This is a genomic window from Rhodococcus sp. EPR-134, from assembly GCF_001647205.1.
Taxonomy (GTDB): Bacteria; Actinomycetota; Actinomycetes; order Mycobacteriales; family Mycobacteriaceae; genus Rhodococcus_F; species Rhodococcus_F qingshengii.
In genome coordinates this window covers 1-23,530 of the sequence record NZ_LVCT01000518.1, presented here as the reverse complement: position 1 = coordinate 23,530, position 23,530 = coordinate 1, and the positions used below count along the sequence as shown (strand labels likewise).

The following is a 23,530-nucleotide window of genomic DNA, read 5'->3' as shown; positions in this document are numbered from 1 at the left end:
CGAGATCCAGGTCGCCGAAACGCGCGTCGCACAGGCCAGAACCGAGGCTGTTCGACGCGAATTGACGGAAAACGCAGAGAACGGCCGTGAAAGGGCGAGTTCCATAGAGTCCACTGTTCGCGATCTGGGGGGCGTGCCGGAATTGGTCGGTCCGTTCCTCGGACGCGCGACAGCCGGAGTGAAAGCGATGGTCGAACAGGCTCAGCCCTTCGACGAAGCGGTATTGGGAGACCTTGCGCTCGAACATCAACTCCTCGACCGCTCCCGCTACCTCAAGGCCCTGGCCACTGCCGGCGGCGATCAGACCGTCGCGGCGTTGGCCGACCGCCTCATCGCTGCACACTCCGCGACCGTGGACTGGCTCACGACTGTCTTGGCCGAAGAGGCACTCGGTGGACCGGCAGCTTTGCGCCGCACACCGATGCAAGCTGCCACCGGCGCGGCGATACGGCTGGTCAACGTTCCGGTCTCCTGGTCCACCCGCAGTCTCGACCGTGCCATCGACGCTGTTCGCACCTCACCGCCGGTACTGGGTGAGCTGATCAGCTGGGGCGCATATGCCGGTGACGTGACTGTGAAAACACTCTCGGCCAGTAGGGATGCGGCCATCGCCACGGCTGAGAAGGTCACTCGCCGAGAAGGTGCTGACGGTGCCGCCGACGTCTTCCGTTCGGTACGGAAGTCGAGTGGGCTACTCGACCCCACTGAACTTCCCATCGAAGACTTCGACGAACTCAACGTCACCCAAGCCGTCTCCGCCGTGAAGGAACTGACCGACGCCGCACAGGTGCGGGACATCGTTGCGTACGAGGAAGCGCACAAGAACCGACACGGCGTCGTATCCGCTGCCCAGGCAAGACTCGCAGCGATCGCCCAGGAAGTCGTCGGAATCAACTAGAGCGTTCAATCGACATATCGAGAGTCCGACTCTCGGAACCGCGAGCACTGGACCTCGTGAAAGCGGGATTCGCGGCCAGGGGCACCCGAGACCGTCAAGAAGATGACAGCGGCTCTCGAAGCCCTCTGATCAGTTCGACGCGCGCGGAATCGAGAATTTCCTCGGAGAGCGGGGAACCCTTGGTAGCTCGCGAAAGAACCAGTGCACCGAGCATGGTGGAGAGCCGGAGGAGACCGACAGCTTCGTCGTCGGCAAGAGCTGCGGCAAAATCCCCCACTCCCTCCGTGTAAACCCGACGGGCCTCGCTGTCTGCAGGCTCGCGCGCCATGTCGGCGGCGAGCGCAGCAGCGGGGCATCCGTCTGCCGGGTTGTCGCGATGCGCCACCGAGAGATAGGTATCGATCAAAGCTTTTCGGGCGGAGTCACGTTGCCCTGCATGCTCTTCGAGTCCCGCAGAATGCAGCTGAGCCAGTTCCTTGAAGGCGTGGGTGGTCGCTTCGTCGATGAGAGCGTCCTTGGACGCGAACTGCTTGTAGAAGCCACCGTGGGTCAGCCCCGACGCCTTCATCAGGTCGGCGACGCTGAGGTGAGTGCCCTTCTCTCGGAACAGTCGGGCTGCGGTTTCCACGACGCGCCGACGGTTCTCTTCCGCTTGTTGCTGCGATACGCGGCCCATCACAACGCCTTCCAGTTTGGATTTCACTTGACATCTATCCTAGCCGACACTTAGATTTGATTCATAATCTAAACGTCACGAGCAATCACAACTCTGGGAGAATCATGGACCTGAACAAGACGGTTGCGGTCGTCACAGGAGCCAATCGCGGGCTCGGACGCCATCTGGCTGCGGGACTCGTCGAGCGCGGCGCAAAGGTGTACGCGGCTGCGCGCAATCCGGAAACTGTCGATCTACCCGGCGTCATCCCCCTGAGGTTGGACGTGACGGACGCCGAATCGATAACCGCCGCCGCGCAAATCGCATCGGATGTGACCTTGCTGGTCAACAACGCAGGTATCTCTACCTCGGCGCCCTTGATCGGGGGCGACATCGATGACATTCGACGAGAGATGGACGTCAACTTCTACGGCCCGCTCGCCGTGACCCGGGCGTTTGCTCCCGTCATCGAAAACAACGACGGCGGAACAATACTCAACGTTCTGTCGGTGCTGTCCTGGTTCCATCCAGCCGCGCTCGGGTCTTACGCGTCGTCGAAGGCAGCGGCCTGGGCGATGACCGACGCCGTTCGAGAAGAACTTGCGCCGCGCAAAATCTCCGTATCGGCACTGCATGTCGCATACATGGATACCGACATGGCCGCTGGCGTACCCGCCGAACAGAAGATCGATCCTGCCGACGTCGCCGCGCAAGCACTGGACGGTATCGAAAGCGGGCTCGCCGAGATCCTCGCTGACGACACCACCCGGTACGTCAAGGGGAGTCTGTCCTCGTCGAACTCCGAGTAAGCAAGGGACTGCAGACGAGTGACGCTTACCCCACCGTTTTGAGGCTGGCCAATCTGCTCAGGATCGGTGCCCGCCAAGCTGCGAGGTCTTCCGGACCGTTCTCTTCCCACAACTCGTACAACTCCGAAGTGTCGCTGTCGGAAACTGCACGCTCGAGTGCGGAGAGGACCCAACTCTTCTGCTCCGGGCTCAAGGTGCTGACGTACCCGGCGGCGTCAATTCCATCCAGCTGCACAGGCTTCGGCGCAACGCCGTGCGCAACCGCAAGAATCTCGGCGACGGCGATTGCTGTTTGAGCATCATCGGCATCGAGATAACCGCCATCGGGGTGGCTAGCGTAATCGTCGATGTCGTAGTCACCCGCCTGTACTGCGCTGAGCAGGTCGCCCGCTACGTCGTTGTCGAAAGGTCCTGAACCCCAAGTCCCCATGCTGTCTCTCCGATCCGTACCCGGCGCACCTGTCGTAAAGATATTAGTGAATCACAGGCTTCGGCCAGGACCCTCGGGCTGGAAGTACTGCGTTCGCCGGAAATCGACACCAGCGCAACGGCACGCGAAGGATGCGGTCATCACCGGGGTTGGGGTCGCCACGACCGTCGGTGTTGTTCGTCAGTATCCACAGCGACCCGTCCGGTGCGACTACAACATCACGGAGGCGCCCGTATTCGTCGACGAATTGCTCGTCGGCGGTCGCGGGATCGGTCAAGGGCACCGTGCGGAGTCGCTCACCACGAAGATTGGCGATGTAGATCGTGCCGTCGTGGATGGCGATTCCGCTGGGACTGGCATCGTCAGGTGACCATTGTTGGAGCGGGTCGATGAATCCGTCTTCACCCGCAATCCCTTCGACCTCGGGCCACCCGTAGTTTCCGCCTGCTTCGATCTTGTTGAGCTCGTCCCAGGTGTCCTGCCCGAACTCGCTGGCGTACATCGTGCCGTCCTCGGTCCAGGCAATACCCTGGGAGTTGCGGTGGCCGTAGCTGTAGACGAACGAGTTAGGAAACGGATTATCTAGCGGCACATCACCATCCGGAGTCATGCGCAGAATTTTCCCGGACATCGAGTCGAGGTCCTGAGCTCTGTCTCGACTACCGGCATCACCGACAGTGGCATACAGCATCCCGTCCGGGCCGAACGCGATGTGACCACCGTTGTCGTAGTTGGCCGAAGCGAGCCCGTCGAGAATCGTCTCGGCCGGCCCGAGCGCGAATTCCCCCGGAGCACCGATGATGTCGAAGCGTTCGATCCGGTTCTCCCCGTTCGCGGTGAAGTACGCGTACAGGCGGTTTTCACGTACTGCGATCCCTAGTAAACCGCCCTCACCCCTGGGGCTGACGCCGTCGACGACTCCCACCTCGCGGCTGTTTCCGCCGGCGTCGAGTTCGAGGATTCGCGCGCTGTCGCGCTCACTGACTAGTGGTGTATCGCCGTGGAATGCGATCGACCAGGGCGCGTCCAAGCCGTCGGCGACGGTCTCGGGTTCACCGAAGGCCGCGGCGGGCGCCGATCGTGTTGTCGTGCTTGCCTGTGGACCGGGCCCCTCAGCGTCCTCGGTACTGCAAGCAGTCATCAAGGCCGAGACAAGCACGGCGGCGCCGAGCCCCCGGATCTGTCGTCGTGTCATGGGCGCGCCTCCCGGGTTCAGGCAGTCTTTGCGCCGACGGTAGCGCGCAATCGGCCACACCGGGAGTCCCTTCGAGTACCCCCAACGACCGGGACTCCCTCGCAGGCGACGGGCGTGATGCCCTGGACGGGTGCGCCACGACATGCGCGTCGTCAACAGAAAGAGAACTGACCACCTCATGATTTCCGCCCCGACCGTCGAAGAAACCGGCCGCCTGCCGCTCGTGATCTACGTGCTGGCCGTCGGAGTTTTCTTGATGGGCACAACCGAATTCGTCGTCGCCGGCATTCTTCCCGAGATTGCGGGTGACCTCGGGACGTCGATCGCGAACGTCGGCTTGATGATCACCGTCTTCGCGATCGGGATGATCGTCGGCACGCCGGCGATGGCGATCTTGACACTCAGGGTTCCCCAACGCGTGACCTTGAGCTCGGCTCTGATTGTTTTCGCGATCGGACACGTCATCGTCGCGCTCTCGTCCAACTTCGGACTCATTCTCGGCGCCCGCTTCCTCACAGCCGTGGCGACGGGCGCATTCTGGGCAGTCGCCGCAGTGGTCGGAGCAAAAGCGGCCGGCCCGGCGTCTTCCTCGCGCGCGCTCGGCATCGTCTTGGGCGGAGGCATGCTCGCGAACGTCATCGGTGTTCCGCTCGGCGCTCTGGCCGGTCAGACCATCGGGTGGCGTGGTCCTTTCTGGGCCCTCGCCGCCCTCGCACTCGTTGCCGCGGCCGTCGTCCACCGATTGGTACCCGCCGACACCGACTCCGGTGCGGTGCCGTCCTGGCGAGCGGAGATCGCGAGCCTACGGGACGGACGCATCTGGCTCGTTCTGTTCGGTTGCGCCGTCGTGTGCGGGTCGTCGCTGGCGGCGTACAGCTTCATCTCTCCGCTGTTGACCGAGAACACGGGACTTGCTGCGTCGGCAGTGCCGCTAGTGCTTGTCGGCTACGGACTCGGTGCGTTCGTCGGCTCCAATCTCGGCGGTCGACTCGGTGCGAAGCATCAGTACGGCGTCTTGTTCGTCTCGGCAGCGATGACGTTTCTCGTACTCGGGGCGCTCTGCCTCTTCTCGCAGAACGTGATCGTGACGGTGATTCTCGTAGTCATGCTGGGACTATTCGGCATGTCGACCAATCCCATCCTGATCGGGATGGCTGTGCGTTATGCCGATCAGGCGCCGACGATGGCTTCTGCCCTCAGCACCTCGTCATTCAATCTGGGCACGGCGGTCGGCTCCTGGATCGCCGGGTTCGCGTTCGCCTCGAGTCTCGGTGCCACTGGGCCGGTGTTGGTAGGCACCGGCGTTGCCGCTCTCTACTTTCTGCCGCTGATGATCCTGTTGCGCAATGAACGCACGAAGCGCACCGCCGTCGAAGTCGTCAACTGACGACCCGATCAACCGTCGCGCAGTTCGTCAGCCGTCCGTCAGCGACCGCTCCGACACGTGAGGCGCAGAGTCCGCATCCTCACTGGCTGCCAACGAGGCGAGTAGCTGCATCCGTTCCGCGGACGGCGATCCCGGCTCCGCGGTGTAGATCGTGAGTGTCAACCCTGGCTCGGCGGCCATCTCCAAACCTTCGAAGGCAAGCGTCAGCTCGCCCACGGCGGAGTGGTGAAAAGTCTTGAATCCGGTGCCGTGATGGCGGACGTCGTGCGCGCCCCACCGACGCCGGAATTCCTCACTCCGAGTGCTGAGTTCACCGATCAGATCGTGCAATTCCTTGTTGTGAGGATCTCGCCCAGCCTCGGTTCGCAGAATCGAGACGGTCACCTCGGCAAACTCGTTCCAGTCCGGATAAAACTCGAAAGCCCTATCGTCGAGGAACGTGAAGCGCGCGATGTTCGGGGGCTGCCCCGGCATGTCGTACAGGTCCTTGTAAAACGCACGCGCGAGTGGGTTGACAGCAAGAAGATCCATGCGACCGTTCCGCACGAAAGCGGGTCCCGCGGTGACTGCATCGAGCGCCCACTGCAGGCTCTGATGGGGCTTCCAGCCCTTCGCATTTCGCCGACGCGGGGGCCTGGCTACCGGGCTTGCCGCGTGCGCGAGATCAAAAAGGTGGGCGCGCTCGGCGTCGTCGAGTCGTAAGGCCTTCGCGATACTGTCGAGTACACCCGGCGATGCGCCGCTGATCGCTCCGCGCTCGAGCCTCGTGTAGTACTCGACGCTCACGCCGGCGAGGGTTGCCACTTCACTTCGACGTAGACCGTCCACGCGGCGGTTCGATCCGGCCGGAAGTCCAACTTGTTCGGGCGTGACTCGGGCGCGCCGCGAGGTCAGGAATTCGCGTACTTGCGCTCGATCGTCCATGCCATCGAGCCTAAGTCAGTGACCGGTAGCGAGGGAGTCCCTCGCAGTACCACTATCGCGTGGGACTCCCGCACGCCGCCAAATCATGATCAGGTTGAAGTGACACGAGAAAACCGATGGTGAGGAGTCACGTCATGCGCGCTGTCGTCATGCATGCCCCCGGCGACGTCCGGGTCGAAGAGATCGAAGCGCCGGTGATCGTCGAACCGACCGACGCGATCATTCGCGTTACAGCCACCTGCGTCTGCGGTTCCGACCTCTGGCCGTACCGCGGCATCGAAGAGCTGAATGGCCCGACGCCGATGGGACACGAATACGTGGGCGTCGTCGAACAGGTCGGCCCCGACGTCAACGACATCGAAGTTGGGGACTTCGTCGTGGGCTCGTTCGTCGCGTCGGACAACACCTGCGAAATCTGCGAGGCCGGCTTTCAGTCTCGCTGTATCCACCAGGTCATGATGGGCTCGGTCGGCACCCAATCCGAATACGCTCGCATCCCGCTCGCGGACGGCACCCTCGTCCCTGTCCACGGAGAGCCGACCGAGCGGCAGGCCCGCAGCCTCCTTGCAGCCTCCGACGTACTCGGCACCGGTTGGTTCGCCGCCGTAGCTGCGGAAGCCGGACCTGGCAAAACGGTCGCCGTCGTCGGCGACGGCGCAGTCGGACTTTTGGCGATCCTCGCTGCCAGACAACTCGGCGCCGAGCGGATCATCGCCATGTCACGTCACGCCGACCGGCAGGCACTCGCCACACAATTCGGCGCCACCGACATCGTCGAAGAGCGGGGCGACGCGGGCATCGCGAAGATCAAGGAACTCACCGGCGGCTACGGCGCCCACTCGACCGTCGAAGCCGTAGGTACCCAAGAATCGATGATGCAGGCTATCGGAGCTACCCGCCCCGGCGGACATGTCGGCTACGTCGGGGTATCCCACGGCGTCGAACTCGACGGCATGAACCTGTTCTTCGCGACGGTGAGCCTGCTCGGCGGTCCCGCGCCGGTCAGGCGATTCCTACCCGAACTGATCGAGCTCATCATGACCGACCAGATCGACCCAGGTATCGTCTTCGACCTCACTCTCCCGTTGGAGGACGCCGCCGCAGGCTACCGGGCGATGGACGAGCGGCGCGCCACCAAAGTGCTACTCACCCTCTGACCGATACCAAAGGCTCACGAAACAGAACTGGCTCTACACGCCGGTCGAGGAACGTCTCGGCTACCAACGAGAGGCGCTCTTGGTCTACCGATCAGCATGTTCACTGATCACACCGAATGCGTATGATGCCGAAGGTGAGGACGGGCACTTCAATTGGTGCGCAGCTGCTTTGATCGTAGAGGATGCTACGCGACTGATATGCGCCCCCACCAGCGGAAACCGATTGTACGAGTGAATGTTTCATTGAGAGCGACTCGGCGCTACTTTGTAGCAACGGCACTCGTCTCTACCTACGGTTGCGTACTGAATTCCTTGTGGGGCAGGCTTTCTTGTGTACTGCTGACGAGCCGTATCTGCTGACGAATCGTATTGCTGACGAACCAAGGTCGGAGAACAATGGGTCACTACAAAAGCAACGTGCGTGATATCGAGTTCAATCTGTTCGAGGTACTCGGGATCGGCGAACTGTTGGATATCGGCGCTTACGGGGACCTCGACACCGACACTGTGCGCAACATTCTTGCGGAAGTAGCGAGACTGGCAGAAGGCCCGGTCGCCGCGTCCTTCGCCGACGCGGATCGGAACCCTGTCGAATTCGACGCACCCAATCACGCAGTTGTGGTCCCGGAACCTCTGCGCAAGACGGTCGAGGCGGTGAACGAGGCCGGTTGGTCGCGACTCGGCCTACCAGAAGGCATGGGTGGTGTTCCTGCTCCGGCGCCGTTGGTCTGGGCGATCGGCGAAATGTTGGTCGCGGCAAACGGATCCGCAAGCTTTTTCAACATGGGTCCACTGATGGCGAGCGTGCTCTACACCATCGGAAACGAACAGCAAAAACACTGGGCCAAAGAAGGATTCGAACGCGGATGGGCCGGAACGATGGTGCTCACCGAACCAGACGCCGGATCCGATGTAGGCGCAGGCCGAACAAAGGCAATCGCGCAGGACGACGGCACCTGGCACATCGAGGGCGTCAAGCGGTTCATCTCCGGCGGCGACGTCGGAGACACGGCCGAGAACCTCTTCCACTTGGTGCTTGCCCGGCCCGAGGGCGCCGGTCCAGGAACCAAAGGTTTGAGCCTGTTCTACGTTCCGAAGTCCCACTTCAACTCGGACACACTTGAACTGGGAGAGCGCAACGGTGTCTACGTCACCGGCGTCGAGCACAAGATGGGCCTCAAGTCTTCCCCAACTTGCGAGCTCACCTTCGGAGCGACGGACGTTCCTGCCGTCGGCTGGCTCGTGGGTGATGTCCACAACGGTATCGCCCAGATGTTCCAGGTCATCGAGAATGCTCGAATGATGGTGGGCACCAAGGCTACCGGAACACTGTCCACCGGCTATCTCAACGCCCTCGAGTATGCGAAAGAACGAATTCAAGGTGCAGACCTTACCGAGCTGACAAACAAAACCGCGCCCCGCGTGGCCATTACGCACCACCCCGACGTCCGACGCAGCCTGGCGATGCAGAAGGCCTACGCCGAAGGCCTCCGAGCGGTCTACCTCTACACCGCTGCACACCAGAATGCCGATGTCGCCGAGTTGGTTTCGGGGGCGGATGCCGAACTGGCGGCGCGGGTCAACGATCTGCTGCTGCCGATCGTCAAGGGCGTCGGTTCCGAAAAGGCCTACGAACTGCTCACCGAGAGCCTGCAGACCCTGGGCGGCTCCGGTTATCTTCAGGACTACCCCATCGAGCAGTACATCCGCGATGCCAAGATCGACACCCTGTACGAGGGCACCACGGCAATCCAGGCGCAGGACTTCTTCTTTCGAAAGATCGCACGCGACCGCGGCGTTGCGCTCGCTCACGTAGCCGGTCGCATACAAGAGTTCATCGACAGTGAGGCCGGGAACGGTCGACTCAAGGCCGAGCGAGTCCTACTCGAGACCGCCTTGACCGACGTGCAGGAGATGGCCGGGACGCTCACCGGGTATCTGATGGCTTCCCAGGACCAACCCTCCGAGTTGTACAAGATAGGCCTCGGCTCGGTGCGCTTTCTGTACGCGGTAGGCGACCTGCTCATCGGATGGCGCCTGTTGGTGCAAGCGGAAGTCGCGTTGGCAGCCTTGGACCGTGACGCGTCGGCAAAGGACCGGTCGTTCTATCGGGGCAAGGTGGTGATCGCGTCGTACTTCGCCAAGAACATCCTGCCCGTCCTGGCGTCGACCAAAGAAATCCTGGGTTCCCTCGACAACGAGATCATGGAACTCGAGGAAGACGCATTCTGACAACGTGCCACGCGCGGTATGGGTGGTGCGCAACTCGGAATGCTTGCTGCGTGATTCAAACGCGGTCGTGAACCGGCGACGGAATCTTGTTGGAACGATACGAGTCTCCGCTCCGGTTCGGCCGCCAGAGACGCCAGTGTTTCGCGGACAACCGGAACGGGAGATGGTCTTGTAGGTGACGAGCACCGGACGACAACCGTTCGTCTGCAGGCAGGTTGAGCCACAGGGACAGTGAGGATGTCGCGTTGCCGAGGGTTGCGCGTATGCCTGACTCGCCGAGAGTCCGGCCGTATCCGTCGACGGCAAGGCGGCCGAACGCGTCGGGCGTGATGTCGGGATACGGCGCATGGGTGTCCGGGTCGATCAGGCGTACGGGCGCACTGCAGGTCAGCGCCGCCACAGAACGTCCGTGGGTTGTGACCGCATCGCAACCAACGAGGGCATCGAGCGCTTCGTTGACAGAACCAGGTGGGACGTTCCATTCGGTATGGGTTTGCGCTTTGTAGCGGGGCCCACCGAAGAGCTCGGTAGCGAACGATGACAACTGCGCGGTCGGCTCGGATGGCCCCCTCTGGTAGAGCTCGAACGTCCACGACGGCAACGACACTGGTTCGGTGCAGGATTCCAGGAATGTCTGCAGCCGCTGAAATGCAACATCGGGACGCTTGACTCGAAGCGAGTGTGCACCACCGGCGGACCCGGGCAACCCGTCGTATGTCACTACCTCGGGCAATGCGGCTTCCGGTGTCCGCGCCGTCACAGGTTAGCCAATCGCGAAAGCACTACCCCGGCTGGTTCCTCCGTCGCGTGGCGATAGCCGGTGCCGGCCCATAGGTGCATGCGCTCGGGATCTGCCTGCGCAACAGCGGCTTTGCGCATCGGGTTGGTCAGGTGATGGATGGCCGGATACCCGATGGGCGCCCGTGCGTCGTAGCGATCGATGAACTCGTTCCGAAGTGCTCGTGCAGGACGTCCCGTGAAAGCTCTTGTGACGACCGTGTTCCCGCGTGACGTGTCGGCCAGAGCTGCCTTGTGCGGAGCCGAGGCACCACTCTCCTCGGTGCGCAGCAGTACGGTACCGACCACTGCCGCGTCCGCTCCGGCACGTAAGGCTGCAGCGACGTCGGCGGAGGTCGCCAGTCCACCGGCCGCCAATAGCGGAACAGAGGTGCGATGACGGATTTGTGCGATCAGTTCGGTGATCGGTGTTTCTGCCGGAACCTGCAGGGGAGTGAGCGTTCCGGAGTGGCCGCCGGCAGCCGACGATTGCACCACAAGCAGATCGGCACCGGCGTCGACGGCAAGGAGCGCCTCTGCCTCCGAAGTCACAGTGAGGACGACAAGTGAACCGGCAGCGCGCAGCGCCTTGATGACGCCGGGTGCGGGAAAGCCGAAGGTGAAGCTGACCACCGGAACCGGGCTGGCCAGGAGCAGATCGATCTTGTCCTCGAAGTAGTCGTCGTCTTCGACCGGCTCACCGTCAGCCAGTGTGATGCCATAGCGATCCGCCTCGACCTGAATCGCCCTGGTATAGGCACGGTAGGCATCGACGTCGACAGGCACCGGGTTGGGTGCAAAGACGTTGACACCGAACGACACTCCCTCGGCGCGCACGGCGTCGATCTGGTCGGACAGAGCCTGAGGCGTCTTGTACCCGGCGGCGAGGAATCCGAGACCGCCTGCGCGAGAGGCAGCAGCAACAAGTGCCGGTGTGGAAGCGCCGCCGGCCATGGGGGCTGCGATGACAGGGACCTTCAGGTCGAGATCGGTTGTGAGTGCGCTCATTCGAACATCTCCAGTCCTACGTCGGGTAGTGCTCCGGCGGTTTCGTCATCTGACATCAAAAACTACCTCCTCAGTCGAGGTGGCCGTCCGAGGGTCCGCATCGAGACCGGAAGGGAATCGGAACCGCAAAACCGCGGCGGCCACTGCTGCGCCCAGAACGACGGCCGCACCCAACAGCAGAGCGTCGCGATACCCGTCTCGCAGCAACGGAGTGACAACGAGTGGGCCGAGAATCTGACCGACGCTGTATCCAGCGGTCAGCAACGCCACGGCGCGTGGGAACTGCAGGTGCGCGCCGATTGCCAACACAATTGACCCGATACCAAGGAAGGTGACACCGAACAGGAAAGCTGAAATCAGTGCGGGGCCGACGCCTCCGATCACAGCAGGAAGCGCTATGCCCACCGCCTGAATCAACAGGGCAACGAGAAGCAGAGTCGGCCTCGACCAACGCAGGCTGAGCCAAGCCCACAGGGCGCACGAGGGAAATGCGGCCAGACCGACCACTATCCAAGCGCCGCTGCCGACCCATTCTGGAGCGGCGAGATCGATTGCGGCAACAAGGAACGTGCCCGCGATGATGTAGCCGATGCCTTCCAGGAAATAACTGATGACCAGGGCGGTGAACCAGCGATGGGAACTGGGAGTTCCCGGCGCGTCCGGCGTGATGATCGGACGCGGTTCCGGCGTCAATCCCCAGGCGGCGACCGCACACACCACTGCAAGGCCCGCAGATGCCAGCCAGGCAGTACCCCAGGAACCGATGAAGCGGACGACGAACACGAGGACCCCGGACAGGGCGATACCCAACCCAACTCCGCCGAATCCCCATCCGGCCAGGAATTGGGACTGCCCCCGAAGGTGCGCGTGCAAAGCGCTGACGGCGATCATGAAGACGAGGGCACTGGCAATGCCTGCGACGAGCCGCAGGGCGAACCAGATGGATCCGTCGTGGGTAGTGGGCATGAGTGCCAAAGTCGCAATGAGGACCACCAACGACGTACGCATCACCGCTGCCGAGCGCACCGCGCCGGGAATGAGGATTCCCGCGAGCGCGCCGATGAGGTACCCGAGGTAGTTCGCTGTCGCCAAGGTTGCGCCGAGCGAGGCGGACAGACCGGCCTGCGTGTGCATCAACGGCAGAATCGGTGTGTACACGAATCGACCGATTCCCATGCTCGCCGCCAGCGCAGCGGCAGCTTGGACAGCGTGTGCTCGCGGGTCGACACCGTTGTGGACTGTGGTCATGGTCTTATCGTGTGCACCGGCCGCGCCGGACCGCCACGACCGCTTTGCTCCTGACTGATAGGCGCAACCTCCCACCGCACGTAGCATGAAGGATCGTGGAGCTGCGTCAGCTGAGATACTTCGAGGTCGTCGCCGAGGAACTGCACTTCGGCCGAGCCGCGGCACGACTACTGATAGCCGGGCCGTCATTGTCGCAGCAGATCATGGCACTCGAGCGCGATCTCGGCGTCAAGCTGTTCGTCCGCGACCGCCGTTCCGTCGCTCTGACGCCAGCCGGCGCGGCGCTGCTCCCCGATGTCCGTGCGCTACTCGAGAATGCCGAGAATCTGCGGCGCCGCGCGGAGCGTCTGTCCGGAGCAGAGCCCGTCCGGATCGGCTACGTCAATTGGCTCCCCACGGATCTGATCGCGAGCACTTCAGGGGTCGCGCAACTGCACGTCGACGCCTGGGTGGTGCCATCACACGCACAGGCCGCGCGGGTGGCAGACGGCAGCCTCGATCTGGCGATCGCCTGGGTACGGAAATACGATGTCGCCCAAAACGGTTTGAACGCCAGACTGCTCGGTGCGGATCGGCTCTACGCCGTCTCCACCGGAGAGGACACCACACCGGTGCGGGCACGCGACGTCGTCGTGCTCGTCGACGACGACACCACCTCCTGGTATTCGTGGAACGTCTTCGCCGAAGAATTCGCTCGCGATACCGGCGCACAGATTCTGCGCATCAACGACGGTGGTATCACCGGTCCGGCATTCTTCGATCACGTCCGTGCCGTCGGCCGTCCGGTCGTCAACTCGCCCAAAGGGCAGACCATCACGCTGCCGAGCGATCTCACGGCACGTGCGGTGATCGACCCGGCGGCAATCTGGACGTGGTCTCTCCTGTGTCGCGAGAACGAAACGCGTCCTGCCGTTCTCGCGGCCGTCGACGCTCTCACCCGCGGCGTGACTGATCTCGGAATCCACGAGGACGGGATATGGCTACCCATGGACGATCCTTACCGGAGGACTCGATGACACGACGCGCTATTCGAGTTTTCTGGGGACGACGGCCGGAATCGGTGCAGGCCGTGGCCTCCCGGTGGCGTCGGACGTTGGAGCAAGTCGAATTCCTGTTGCCCGAGGTGGTCGGCGGGTCGTGGCAACAGATCCATTCCGCTGGACCTGCTACTGCCGTGACCGTCGACCAGTTGGCGCAGGTCCTCGAGAACGCGCAGGCCGCCGAAGACTGGTCGGATCGTCTGGGAATCGGATTGAGGCTCGTAGCCAGTGGAGGGCCCGAATGGGGGCTCGAACTCTCCGGGTTGGCGGGCGGCGAACCGGAAATCGTCCTTCAGTCGATGATTCTCGCTGTCAGCGCGCCGGACGCCGCCGAAGTTCCTGAGACAGAACTACTTCGAATGCTCGCCGCGGTGTGGGAACCGGACTTCGGAGATGTCACCGACGACGACATCCTCGACGCTCTCGAAGACGAGTCCGACTATCGCGTCAGTGATCCCGTGATCGGCCGCTTCGGCTACCTCTCGGCCGCTCGCGCTGACGCGATCCCGGATGACCTGGCCGTAGACGTTACCGCGTTACCCGGCGGCGTGTTGCTGCAGATCAGGGCCGGCGATGGGGTCGTTTTGGCTTACGAGCGCCTGCGCGAGACCGGCGCACTCGATCCGCTTCCACGTCCACTGGACCGCGCAGTCTTCTGAAGGCGGTTACCGTTCGTCGAGTTTGGGTAGCCCGGGCGTCGGAACGAAGTCTCGCCTCGGCACTACCGCCGAAAAATGAACCGAAAGGCCCACCGCATGGTTGACGTCACCCGCAAATTCACCGCCGAGGTACCGATCGAGAAGGCTGCGGCGTTTCTCCGCGACTTCGCCAATGCGCCGACGTGGGATCCGGGCACCGAGAGTTGCACGCAGATCTCCGACGGTCCTGTCGGCGTCGGAACCCAATGGCACAACGTGTCGAAGCTGTTCGGCGTCACCACGGAACTGACGTACACGCTGGTGACCGACGAGCTGAATCACGTTGTTCTCGAAGGAAAGAACAAGACTGCCAACAGTACCGACGACATCACCTTGACTTCGGTGGGTCCGAACTCGACCGAGATCGAGTATCACGCGAACGTCGAGTTCAACGGTGCCGCCAAGATTGCGTCGCCTCTCCTGAAGGCGGGATTCGAAGCCAAAGTGGCACCCGAGACGGTGAAGAAGATGACGGAAGCCCTCGAAGCGCTCTGACCGTCCGTCAGGTTCCTGTCACTATGGGTTGCCGCCGCTCGCGCCACCGTTGCGAGCTTCGATGGCGTCGATGGACTTCGTGAACGACTTTCCCAGCACTTGGGTGCCGACGAGTCCGAGTACCGACGCCAGGAGCTTTCCCTTGAGGTTCTTGCCGTCCCGGACCACGACGGCATCGACATCGGTCAGGCCCGTCGGCTGCCGGGTCAGCGTGTAGGTATGGCTCGACGCCCCGCCCCACAGGTTGGAGTCGGTGGTTGTCATCACGACGCGGTGCGGGTCGGTCCAGTCGTAGTGCAGACGCTCCCAGATACCACTGGAGCCCTCGGTGACATCAGCATCGTGGGGTCCTTGTTTGTGCACTTTCAGGTAGCTGTCCGCACTGCGGCCGAAGATTTCCTCACGGCCCGGACCGAAGTCGGTCAGGCCGGCAAGGACCTGTTCGGGCGTCGCAGTGGTCGTCTTGTGAAGATGAATCGTGGTCATGGCGCCTTCTTTCAACTGTGGATGATCCGGTGCTGAAAAAGCCGGGGAGTGACTCATCCAGCACACCACTCACACGAAATGAATGAAAGAGAATTGCTCGCCCTGTCTCGATCCGCTGTCTCGATCCGCTGTCTCGATCCGCTATTCGACGCCGCGCCGGTTGGCAGTGATTGCGCCGTGCGGCCTGTAGCCGCTCCCCGTCCGGGTATGGGTCTCGATCACGTCGAAGCCCGCTGTGACCAGCACCTCGGCAAGTTCGGTCACCGGCCATCGATAACCAGTCGTCGCGGCATGATCAAAAGGCTCTACCGTTGTGCCTTCGAAGAAGCCCACCAGCAACCCACCACCTGGGCGGATCACGCGCGCGAATTCAGCGAGCGGTGCCTCGATATCTTGCGGGTGATGGTGAATGAGCGAGTACCAGGACAGCACGCCGCCCAGTGAATTCGTTTTCGCGTCCAATGCCTCGAAGCCCCCGACCTCGAACGAGAGATCGGGGTATCGGGTGCGGGCTCGTTCGACGAACTCGGGCACTAGATCGATCCCGCTCACAGCCAGCCCGCTCTGGGCCAGGAAGTCTGTCCACTGCCCCGGCCCGCACCCGGCGTCGAGTACGGGGCCGGTCAAAGTGGCGGCCCAGCTGGTCACCAGTGCCCGATCAGATACGTGCGTCGAATCCATCGAGCCGAAGAGGTCCGTGTACTCCTGGGATCTGGCCGAATACGACTTTCGGACTACGTCGCGGCGCGTTGCACTCGAATTCTCCACGCCGTCAATAATTATCGATGTGCACCATTCCTTCGCCGCAACTCGCCGAACCGAAGGTTCATACTCTGTTGAAGGCCTACGGTCACGACCGGAAACTGAGGTCATACGGTGGAAGAGAAAGAACTGGCGGCGAAGATCCGCGAACTACTCAGTGCCCGATCGGCCGAGTCGAGCATCTGCCCCTCCGACGTGGCCCGCGCAGCGGCACCCGACAATTGGCGTCCGCTGATGGAATCCGTCCGAGAGGCTGCCCGCCACATGGTGGCCGACGGCGAAGTGCAGATCACCCAGGGCGGCGAAGTCGTCGACCCGGAATCCGTACGAGGTCCGATCAGGATTCGGTGGGCTCGTTGATCAACCGCGTGACTTCTGGCGGCGCTGCTCTCGCAGCGTGAATCAGCGGAAACGGTCCAGATGCTCACGCAGGAACGCATCCAGGCTTCGTGGCTCACGCCCCAGGACACGTGCCACCGTGTCGGTGGGTGACTCCGGGCGCGAGACGGCAAGTTGCTGGATCTCCAGAATGTGCTCGGCCAGCCACGGAGGCATGTGGGCATGATCGACGAGGTTTTGCCGCAGTTCGTGCGGTGGCAGGTCGATATATTGGACGGGGCGATCGAGCATGCGGGTCAGAGAATCGGCGATGCCGCCGTAGCCGACTGCCTCGCTACCCGTCAGGACGTAGGTACCGCCGGCGAGGTCGGCGCGTGTGAGCACGGCCGCGGCGACGTCACCGATATCTCGGCAGTCGATCCAGTTGCACGGCGCGTCCCGCATCGCGCCCAGAATCACCCCTTGCGCAGCCACCGCCGGAGCCAGGAGCAACAGATTCTGCATGAACGCATAGGGGCGGAGCAGAGTGTGGCGGATCCCGGATGCGCGCAGGTGTTCGCCGACGGCATGGTGGCCACGGGAGAGAGCGATGGGGGAGTCGGTCGCGGCGGCGGGATCGGAGATCTTGACGATGTGTTCGACGCCGCTCTCGGCGGCGATGTCGATCACACGCGTTTCGAGCTCGACCTGTTCGAGTCCGTTGGCCATGGCAAGGAAAAGTTGTTCAGCCCCTTCGAAAGCCGTGCGTAGCGAAGTTGAGTCTGCGGCATCGGCCGACACTACTTCGACCAAACCGTCGGCCAAGTCGCCGAGGTGGGCGCGCAGCCTGTCCGGGTCGCGGGACAGCGCTCGGCTCGGCACACCCGAGGATGCGAGACTGCGTAGCAACGCGCCGCCTGTGGTTCCGGACGCTCCCATGATGACGATCATCGTGTTCCTTTCGGTCTTCCCCGGGAAGCCGGGGATCTTTGACATGTGTTGTCGGTCAGGGATTCTGACGGCGCCATCGCCAGCTCACGATGACGGCAGCGACCGCGGCAGATATCGGCAGATCGAGTTGCAGGCGAGCAAGCCAAGCGGCATCGACGATGCTCGTGTGTGCTGGTAGCCAACGGGAGGCGAACCACCCGACGAGACCAGCAATCACAGCGGCTCCGACGGCAAGAATTGCCGCCACCATGACGCGAGGCAGTGTCGTGGTCCACGGTCGTGACCCTGCGCGGCGCTGCAACCAGGAGCCGATCAGCAACGCCACCACTGCCGACGTGCCCGCAATGGACGTAAATGCCGCCGTCGTGAGGCCCGATTGGCCGGATGCGACTCCGCCCGCACCCGCCATCAGCGCGGGGGCAAGGTAGGCGACCAGCACCTCTCTCCACAGGATGAAAGGTCGTGCGCCGCGACGATCGGCAACCGAGTCGAGTCGATTGGAATCGGTTATCTCCCTTTTGTTTTCGCGACGGATCGGTGGGGTGAGTCCGGACATGAAGGAGACCAACTTTCCGATTATAATTAGGTGGCTAACTATTTGGGCATGAAAAGAGAAGTCTCTGTCGAGAATTGACGACGATTCGAATCGCTACGCGAATACTTGGAATCCCAGCCGACTACTCCGCAGTCAGCGCACCGATACCGCGAACGACCCGCGAGAGCAGATCCAAAAAAACCGCTCGCTCGTCGACAGTGAGCTCGTCGACCATTTCCTCGAGACGAGCAAAGTGTTCGGGCGCCATGTCACGTAACCGCTGAGCGCCACGAGCAGTCAGGACGACCACCGCACCACGCCCGTCCTCCGCGGACGGACGTCGAGCGACCAAACCCTCCTGCTCGAGCCCATCGACCAAGCCGGTGACCGTGGCTCGCGAGACGCCGAGATCAGCGGCCAGTCGCGAGGGAGATTTCTCCCCGTCGTGGTCTTCCAGATCCGCAAGCAGTCGGTAACGGCCGGTCGACAGTCCATACCTCGCGAAGTGAACCTCGGTTGCTCGACCGAGCCGCGCGCCCGCCGAGATCAGCCGCACCGCAACCAGCACAGCCTGCGGATCGGACCCGAGGCCGTAGTGCTCCAACTGCCGCCGCGCCTGATCCAACGTGGGTGAGTCGTGATCGGTTCCGTCCACTGCCATGCAACTAATATGGCACCTAACTACATTCTGGTCAACCCTCCACCAGAGCTAGCTTCAAACGCCGAACAATACCTGCGGGGCCGCATGGCAGTCCGGGTGATTGCCGGGATACGGCAGGACCTTCTCGAGGGCGAGCCCAATCGCAAAGGCCGTCTGGTCGTCGTACGGTCGCGTAACTATCTGTGTGCCCGTGGGGATTCCGTTCCGAGCGAAACCTGTGGGGATTGTCAGCACCGGGCAGCTACTCAGGATGTTGAAGGTGATGGCCGGTACAGCCTCGAGGTAGAACTCCAATTCTGTTCCAGCCACATTGATTCCGTGCCCCACGTAGTCGTCGCCGGCAAGAAAGCCCTCCGTCGCCACTGCCGGAGTGATCAACGCGTCATAGGTGTCGAACAGGGATCCGATCGACGAATACAGTTCGGCTTCGATCGCGAGTCCGTCGAGGAAAGTCGCGTCACCACGGATGCGGCGGGCCCATCGGGCGAATTCCTTCGCGTACTCCGTGACCTTGCCGGGGTGCGCGGACGCTTCGGCAGAGATCGAAGCACCGAACACGTGGTCGTAGTGAATGGCGGCCGCACGCATGATTGCAGCGCGGGACAGGTCGACTTCGATGATCTCCGCGCGTGCGCCCAGCGCAGTGAGGGTGTCCACCAACTTGGCGGTGTTGGCGGCAACGTCCGGATCAACCGGCCAGTCACCCAACGCGGGGATCACGGCGATACGCATTCCTGTCAACGAATGCGTTGCGAGGCCGGGCAGCGGCGATGCCGGCACATGCGAGGCAATGTCAGTGGAGCTCGGTCCCGCGATGACCGACTGCAGTGTGAGGCAATCACTTACGGTGCGAGCCATCGGACCGCAGTGGCAGTAGCGATCGAGATTGAAGGGCGGATCAACGGGGACACGGCCGTGCGGTGGCTTGAACCCGACAATTCCGTTGAGTGACGACGGAGTTCGGATCGAACCTGCAACATCGGAACCGGTAGCCAAGTGCGTCATACCGGTGGCAAGTGCGACTGCCGATCCACCGGAAGACCCGCCGGAGGAGTATTTCGTGTTCCACGGATTGCGAGTGACGCCCCACAACTCGGACTGTGTGAACGCGGCCGAGGAGAATTCGGGTGCCGTCGATCGCGCGTGGACGATGGCACCGGCGTCGACGATCCGCTGCACGAAAGTCGAAGTGTGGGTGGCGATCAAGTCCTCATAGACCTTGGACCCTTGAGTCCACGGTTGGCCTTGTACCGGTTCATCCTCTTTCACCACAACGGGAACACCGGCGAGCGGAAGGCTGACATCCGAACCGCGGGCGTAGTGGCGTTCCACTGACTTCGCTTGCGCCCGTGCCGCATCGAAGAAAGTGTGTCCCACTGCATTCAAGGTCGGGTTGAGCGCCTCGATACGTTCGATGGTGGACTCGAGTACCTCCACCGGAGACAGCGATTTGTCCCGGTAGCGTTCGAGCATCTCGGTCACATCCATGAAGGTTGAAACGGGTGTCTGGCGCATATCTGTGGTCCTGCCTCTATGAAGGTTTGTGTAGGCGGCTAGGTTGTCAGTTCGCGCTTTGCCGCGACGGGATTGCGGAATGTGGCGAGCAGCATTGCGAGAGTGGCGATTCCCGCGGCTATCCAGAAGACCGTTTCGGAACCGGAGTGGTCATGAATGCGTCCACCCGCGAACGCGCCGAGGGCGATGCTTGCATTGAAGACTGCAACCCACAGAGCCGCAGCGGCCTCTCGGTGAACGGGAGCGGCTTGTGCGATCCATGTTTGAGTACTCACCGATACACCACCGTAGAAGAGGCCCCAAGCCGCCATGAGCAGAGCAGCTGTGATCAAGGTGGTAGCCGAGATCGGGAACAGGGCAAGGGTGATCGCTACTCCCACGCTGAGGCTGACGACCACCGCCTTCGGGGACTTTGCAGCGGACGGCCCGGCGATGAAGTTGCCGACGACACCGAATGCACCGTAGATCAGGAGCATTGTGCCGACCTGCGAAGCGTTCAACCCCGCGAAGAACTCCAGCCCCGGACGCACATAGGTGTACGCCGCGAAATGAGCGGTGACGATGAGCGCGGTAATCGCGAATCCGACCCGGACTCCTGGGTTCCGAAAGGCCGCCACGAGACTCCCGAGCGACAAGGCCCGATCAGCTGGCATCGTGGGTAGGACAGCGATCATGGCGATCGCGATCACAGTCGCCGCGCAGCTGAGAGTCCAGAACGCCACGCTCCATCCGGCGACTGCCCCGATATACGTCCCAGCAGGGACACCGAGAACTGAGGCAACAGCGATTCCGCTGAAGATGATCGTGGTCGCCAACCCGACGGATCTGGTCTCCACCAACCTGGGAGCCAGGCTTGCGGCGAGCGCCCAGACTCCACCCATGCTCACGCCTAGAAGGACGCGAGCCACAGCGAGGACAACGAAGCTCGGAGCAAGGGCCGTGAGGGCGTTCGCCGCTGCGACTAACAGCATCAAGACGATGAGCGTCGACCGACGATCGAAGCGCCGGGTCACGATGGGCACAAACGGGGCAGTGGCCGCTGCCACCAATCCGGTAATGGCCAGTGAGAGCCCGATGGTCCCTTCGCTTTCCGCCAGGTCAGCACCGATCGGGGTGAGTAGCCCTACCGGCATCATCTCTGCCGCGACAACGATGAAGGTGGACGCTGCGATCAGGGCGACCGCAGCCCAGTGGTTCTCGATGGCGTGTGCGTGGGTTGAGGACGTGGGCGCGGGGCTGTTCTGCCCGGGCGCGGAATGTGGCATGTAACCAGAGAAGCTCCCGCACGCCCAAGGATCAACGGCGAATCGCTCATCCAACCATTAGCTCAATTCATCGATGAGCCATTATGGAGTAGTCGAATGAGTCCAGGGTCGGAGTGAAAATGTCGGAGCCCCCGATGCGTGAGATCGAGTGCTTCCTCGTTCTCGCTGAAGAACTGCACTTCGGTCGCACCGGCGAGCGGCTGTTCATCTCCCAGAGCCGAGTGAGTCAGCTGATCAGCGCATTGGAGCGTCGTATCGGCACCAGCCTGGTAGCGCGGACCAGTCGCCGCGTTCACCTGACTGAGTTCGGCGCCGAATTTCTTGCGTCGTTGGCTCCCGCCCATCGGGCGCTCGTCGGAGTAATCGAGGACGCTCAATCGAGAGCACGCAACACGCCGACGCCGTTTCGGGTGGGTTTCCAAGGAGCAATTTACGATTCGATCGCGGCTGCTGTCTCTCGTTTCGAGATACAACATCCGCAAACATGCGTGACCATCAAAGAATTACCCCTGGGTGATCCGTTCAGTGATGTACTCGCCGGGCGAATCGATGCGGCAGTGGCCCTTCTCCCCGTAGATGAGCCGGAACTGACAACCGGGCTCGTCTTTTCTCGACAGCCCCAGACCCTCGCCATCTCAGTCCATCACCCGTTCAGCGAACTGGGCGTGATCGACGCCGAGCAGTTGGCGCAGATCTGTCTCGTACCCATCACCGGCCCCGCCCCCGACTATTGGCAGCGTGTGAATTCCCCGAGCACGACGCCGGGCGGAGCCACGATTCCCACGCAGGGTGGGGCGAGCACCGTTCAGGAAGGCCTGTCGCAGGTCGCATTCAGTCAGGTCGGCCTCATCCTCTGCGCTGCAACCGCTGCATACAGCCAGCGCTCGGACATCACATTCGTACCGATCAACGGATTACCCGAATCTGCTTTGGGTCTCATGTGGCGTACCGATCTCGAAAGCCCACGACTTCGCGCTTTCGCGAAAGCGATCGAGGAAGCGCACACCTGTCCCTCCTGACGTCGATCAGTAAGTCGCGGAAGGAGTCCGGGGCATTGAGATGCATCGTGTGTGAGATGATCGCGCCATGTCTGCGATCACCGACTACTTCACCGCGCGCACGGATGAGCATGCCACCTCTGCCCTCGCGGGACTCGTCGACTTGGAACCAGAGGTGATGAAGGCGAACGCAGCTTCTCGCCCGCGGGTCCAGTTGGCTGCGAGTGGGACTCCAGTTCTGCAGGCGAAAGGCGTCGATCCAGTTGTCGCGCTCGGCCGACTGGAAGCAGCCCTCACCGCTCGCCCCTACGACGAAGTTGCAAAAGGTCCACGCTGCGGGAAACTCGTCGCGATGAGCGACGACGGCGACACCCTCGTGCTCACGGTTACCGACGAATTACGCGATGCACTAGCGGAATTGAACGCTGACGGTGTCGCCGCCGCTGCGGCGGCCTGGGCAATCGACGAGACGAGTGAACCGTCGGAGGACTCAGTGCCGTTCCTGACCGCCTTCGCCGAACTAGCGACCAGAGCTGTGGCTCAGGGCGAACGGATGTACGGCTACGTCGTCATCTGAGCTTCGCGACTCCGCCGACCTGATTGGAAGGCTGTTCGTCTTCGACAACTCCGGATCTGACCGTCACCCCGGGATCTGCATGGCCAGATCGTTGCGGTCGAAGTCGGAGAACTGCTGGGTGTCAGTGCAGTATCCACAGCTCGCTCCGAAGAACTCGGTGCGGGCGTTCGGATCGTCGAGTAGCCAGTACCGCAGCCACGCCGTGCTCGGACCGCGCATATCGCCACCGGTGATCGCCGTACCGAAGTGCGTGGCGCCGCGCAGTTCCAGATACTCGGCAGGCACGTGGTCGGCGTCCTCGTACATCGCCCGCACGATCGCCGGCCAAACGATTGCGTCGGCCTGGCCGGCCAGATAGAGAACCGGCTCGTCGATGAGATCGACATCATTGAGCGGGCCTGGTTGGATCGCGACGGCGGTGTCGACGCGGTCGTCGATCGCCGCGTTGATCGCCGCAGACCCGCCCTGCGAGTGCCCCACCGCACCAATGTGTTCCAGGTCGACTTTGC

General features: G+C 62.6%; 26 protein-coding genes. 11 read left to right on the top strand and 15 right to left on the bottom strand.

From position 1 onward, the window contains the following. Positions 1 to 898: hypothetical protein (locus A2J01_RS23885; protein ID WP_064113729.1), on the top strand; the 898-nt coding region annotated here is incomplete at its 5' end. Positions 899 to 992: 94 nt separating this feature from the next. Here the strand turns inward: A2J01_RS23885 and A2J01_RS23880 are convergent. Beyond that, positions 993 to 1,601: a TetR/AcrR family transcriptional regulator gene (locus tag A2J01_RS23880; RefSeq protein ID WP_007735618.1), complete on the bottom strand. Its 609-nt coding sequence runs from the start codon at positions 1,599 to 1,601 to the stop codon at positions 993 to 995. Between the two features lie 77 nt (positions 1,602 to 1,678). Here A2J01_RS23880 and A2J01_RS23875 point away from each other — a divergent pair, with 77 nt between their 5' ends. Then, positions 1,679 to 2,362: an SDR family oxidoreductase gene (locus A2J01_RS23875; protein ID WP_007735616.1), complete on the top strand. Its 684-nt coding sequence runs from the start codon at positions 1,679 to 1,681 to the stop codon at positions 2,360 to 2,362. Between the two features lie 25 nt (positions 2,363 to 2,387). Here A2J01_RS23875 and A2J01_RS23870 read toward each other — a convergent pair whose 3' ends face one another. Beyond that, positions 2,388 to 2,792, bottom strand: a complete 405-nt coding sequence (locus A2J01_RS23870; protein ID WP_003942974.1) for a DUF4259 domain-containing protein — start codon at positions 2,790 to 2,792, stop codon at positions 2,388 to 2,390. 43 nt (positions 2,793 to 2,835) lie between these two features. After that, on the bottom strand, positions 2,836 to 3,987 hold the full coding sequence (locus tag A2J01_RS23865; RefSeq protein WP_231915891.1) for a PQQ-dependent sugar dehydrogenase: 1,152 nt from the start codon (positions 3,985 to 3,987) through the stop codon (positions 2,836 to 2,838). A gap of 178 nt (positions 3,988 to 4,165) precedes the next feature. Between A2J01_RS23865 and A2J01_RS23860 the strand changes: the two genes are divergently transcribed. Further along, positions 4,166 to 5,374 carry an MFS transporter gene (locus tag A2J01_RS23860; protein WP_064113732.1) on the top strand — a complete coding sequence of 403 codons (1,209 nt, stop codon included), beginning with the start codon at positions 4,166 to 4,168 and terminating at the stop codon, positions 5,372 to 5,374. Positions 5,375 to 5,401: 27 nt separating this feature from the next. On the opposite strand, the gene A2J01_RS23855 is transcribed toward A2J01_RS23860, so the two are convergent. Further along, positions 5,402 to 6,298 carry a helix-turn-helix transcriptional regulator gene (locus A2J01_RS23855; RefSeq protein WP_064113728.1) on the bottom strand — a complete coding sequence of 299 codons (897 nt, stop codon included), beginning with the start codon at positions 6,296 to 6,298 and terminating at the stop codon, positions 5,402 to 5,404. Positions 6,299 to 6,432: 134 nt separating this feature from the next. Here A2J01_RS23855 and A2J01_RS23850 point away from each other — a divergent pair, with 134 nt between their 5' ends. Together A2J01_RS23850 and A2J01_RS23845 are read left to right on the top strand one after the other, a co-directional pair. Further along, complete coding sequence (locus A2J01_RS23850) at positions 6,433 to 7,455, top strand: zinc-dependent alcohol dehydrogenase family protein (RefSeq protein ID WP_030537173.1); 1,023 nt, start codon at positions 6,433 to 6,435, stop codon at positions 7,453 to 7,455. Positions 7,456 to 7,851: 396 nt separating this feature from the next. Beyond that, entirely contained in the window at positions 7,852 to 9,687 is a 1,836-nt protein-coding gene (locus tag A2J01_RS23845) for an acyl-CoA dehydrogenase (RefSeq protein ID WP_064113727.1), read from the top strand. Between the two features lie 55 nt (positions 9,688 to 9,742). Here A2J01_RS23845 and A2J01_RS23840 read toward each other — a convergent pair whose 3' ends face one another. Genes A2J01_RS23840 through A2J01_RS23830 form a run of 3 tightly spaced genes read right to left on the bottom strand, consistent with a single transcriptional unit; the run spans position 9,743 to position 12,720 of the window. Beyond that, complete coding sequence (locus tag A2J01_RS23840) at positions 9,743 to 10,447, bottom strand: hypothetical protein (RefSeq protein ID WP_064113726.1); 705 nt, start codon at positions 10,445 to 10,447, stop codon at positions 9,743 to 9,745. Then, the gene (locus A2J01_RS23835; protein WP_047272371.1) at positions 10,444 to 11,472 is read right to left on the bottom strand and encodes an NAD(P)H-dependent flavin oxidoreductase; all 1,029 of its coding nucleotides are present in this window, start codon (positions 11,470 to 11,472) and stop codon (positions 10,444 to 10,446) included. The genes A2J01_RS23840 and A2J01_RS23835 overlap by 4 nt, the downstream gene beginning before the upstream one ends. Positions 11,473 to 11,517: 45 nt before the next feature. Continuing rightward, positions 11,518 to 12,720, bottom strand: coding sequence for a YbfB/YjiJ family MFS transporter (locus tag A2J01_RS23830; protein ID WP_064113731.1), 1,203 nt, complete (start codon positions 12,718 to 12,720; stop codon positions 11,518 to 11,520). 95 nt (positions 12,721 to 12,815) lie between these two features. On the opposite strand from A2J01_RS23830, the gene A2J01_RS23825 reads away from it, so the two are divergent. The 3 genes from A2J01_RS23825 to A2J01_RS23815 all read left to right on the top strand — a co-directional run bounded on the left by A2J01_RS23825 (position 12,816) and on the right by A2J01_RS23815 (position 14,953). After that, positions 12,816 to 13,736: a LysR family transcriptional regulator gene (locus tag A2J01_RS23825; protein WP_064113725.1), complete on the top strand. Its 921-nt coding sequence runs from the start codon at positions 12,816 to 12,818 to the stop codon at positions 13,734 to 13,736. After that, positions 13,733 to 14,419, top strand: coding sequence for a hypothetical protein (locus tag A2J01_RS23820; protein ID WP_064113724.1), 687 nt, complete (start codon positions 13,733 to 13,735; stop codon positions 14,417 to 14,419). The genes A2J01_RS23825 and A2J01_RS23820 overlap by 4 nt, the downstream gene beginning before the upstream one ends. Before the next feature lie 96 nt (positions 14,420 to 14,515). After that, a complete protein-coding gene (locus A2J01_RS23815) occupies positions 14,516 to 14,953 on the top strand; it encodes an SRPBCC family protein (protein ID WP_064113723.1) in 438 nt (145 codons plus the stop codon). 21 nt (positions 14,954 to 14,974) lie between these two features. On the opposite strand, the gene A2J01_RS23810 is transcribed toward A2J01_RS23815, so the two are convergent. Further along, complete coding sequence (locus tag A2J01_RS23810) at positions 14,975 to 15,439, bottom strand: hypothetical protein (protein ID WP_042922950.1); 465 nt, start codon at positions 15,437 to 15,439, stop codon at positions 14,975 to 14,977. 141 nt (positions 15,440 to 15,580) lie between these two features. Next, positions 15,581 to 16,207 carry a class I SAM-dependent methyltransferase gene (locus A2J01_RS23805; protein ID WP_197494282.1) on the bottom strand — a complete coding sequence of 209 codons (627 nt, stop codon included), beginning with the start codon at positions 16,205 to 16,207 and terminating at the stop codon, positions 15,581 to 15,583. A 108-nt stretch (positions 16,208 to 16,315) separates the two neighbouring features. Here A2J01_RS23805 and A2J01_RS23800 point away from each other — a divergent pair, with 108 nt between their 5' ends. Then, positions 16,316 to 16,561: a DUF3253 domain-containing protein gene (locus tag A2J01_RS23800; protein ID WP_050654941.1), complete on the top strand. Its 246-nt coding sequence runs from the start codon at positions 16,316 to 16,318 to the stop codon at positions 16,559 to 16,561. A 42-nt stretch (positions 16,562 to 16,603) separates the two neighbouring features. Here A2J01_RS23800 and A2J01_RS23795 read toward each other — a convergent pair whose 3' ends face one another. The 5 genes from A2J01_RS23795 to A2J01_RS23775 form a co-directional block, all read right to left on the bottom strand. Next, on the bottom strand, positions 16,604 to 17,515 hold the full coding sequence (locus tag A2J01_RS23795; RefSeq protein WP_228232326.1) for an NmrA family NAD(P)-binding protein: 912 nt from the start codon (positions 17,513 to 17,515) through the stop codon (positions 16,604 to 16,606). A 10-nt stretch (positions 17,516 to 17,525) separates the two neighbouring features. Beyond that, positions 17,526 to 18,026 carry a hypothetical protein gene (locus A2J01_RS23790; protein WP_050654940.1) on the bottom strand — a complete coding sequence of 167 codons (501 nt, stop codon included), beginning with the start codon at positions 18,024 to 18,026 and terminating at the stop codon, positions 17,526 to 17,528. Between the two features lie 121 nt (positions 18,027 to 18,147). Beyond that, entirely contained in the window at positions 18,148 to 18,666 is a 519-nt protein-coding gene (locus A2J01_RS23785) for a MarR family winged helix-turn-helix transcriptional regulator (RefSeq protein WP_003943230.1), read from the bottom strand. 54 nt (positions 18,667 to 18,720) lie between these two features. After that, positions 18,721 to 20,181, bottom strand: coding sequence for an amidase (locus A2J01_RS23780; RefSeq protein ID WP_064113722.1), 1,461 nt, complete (start codon positions 20,179 to 20,181; stop codon positions 18,721 to 18,723). Positions 20,182 to 20,219: 38 nt separating this feature from the next. Then, on the bottom strand, positions 20,220 to 21,446 hold the full coding sequence (locus A2J01_RS23775) for an MFS transporter (RefSeq protein WP_050654938.1): 1,227 nt from the start codon (positions 21,444 to 21,446) through the stop codon (positions 20,220 to 20,222). Positions 21,447 to 21,565: 119 nt separating this feature from the next. Here A2J01_RS23775 and A2J01_RS23770 point away from each other — a divergent pair, with 119 nt between their 5' ends. Next, positions 21,566 to 22,465: a LysR family transcriptional regulator gene (locus A2J01_RS23770; RefSeq protein WP_050654937.1), complete on the top strand. Its 900-nt coding sequence runs from the start codon at positions 21,566 to 21,568 to the stop codon at positions 22,463 to 22,465. A gap of 67 nt (positions 22,466 to 22,532) precedes the next feature. Continuing rightward, positions 22,533 to 23,021: a hypothetical protein gene (locus tag A2J01_RS23765; RefSeq protein ID WP_064113721.1), complete on the top strand. Its 489-nt coding sequence runs from the start codon at positions 22,533 to 22,535 to the stop codon at positions 23,019 to 23,021. 63 nt (positions 23,022 to 23,084) lie between these two features. Here the strand turns inward: A2J01_RS23765 and A2J01_RS23760 are convergent. Continuing rightward, positions 23,085 to 23,530: alpha/beta hydrolase family protein (locus A2J01_RS23760; protein ID WP_442971576.1), on the bottom strand; the 446-nt coding region annotated here is incomplete at its 5' end.